Here is a 298-nt window from a genome sequence, read left to right as displayed (position 1 = left end):
AGATTACCAACTTCCCGGTCTGCCTCATCGCATCGGCCATGGTATAGGCATGGACATTCACGAATGGCCCTATCTGGTCGGCGGCAACACGCAGCCTCTGGCACCTGGTATGTGCTTTTCCAACGAGCCGATGATTGTCGCTCCTAACGAGTTCGGTGTGCGCCTGGAGGATCATTTCTATATGACCGAACAAGGGCCCCGCTGGTTTACCCAACCCAGCCATAGCATCGATGATCCGTTTGGCCTTAACGCCTGACGATAATGCCGCCTGAGATTCACGTCCTGATGAAGGCGCACT

The 298-nt window shown here is 55.0% G+C and carries 1 protein-coding gene; it reads left to right on the top strand.

Annotated elements, in window-relative coordinates:
* Positions 1-256: M24 family metallopeptidase (locus J0A66_RS22785; RefSeq protein WP_206576069.1), on the top strand; the 256-nt coding region annotated here is incomplete at its 5' end.
* Between the last annotated feature and the right edge of the window lie 42 nt (positions 257-298).

This window comes from Bowmanella dokdonensis, assembly GCF_017254865.1.
In the GTDB taxonomy this organism is placed as follows: Bacteria; Pseudomonadota; Gammaproteobacteria; order Enterobacterales; family Alteromonadaceae; genus Bowmanella; species Bowmanella dokdonensis.
The sequence above is the reverse complement of the archived record's forward strand: the minus strand, read 5'-3'. Positions and strand labels throughout refer to the sequence as shown.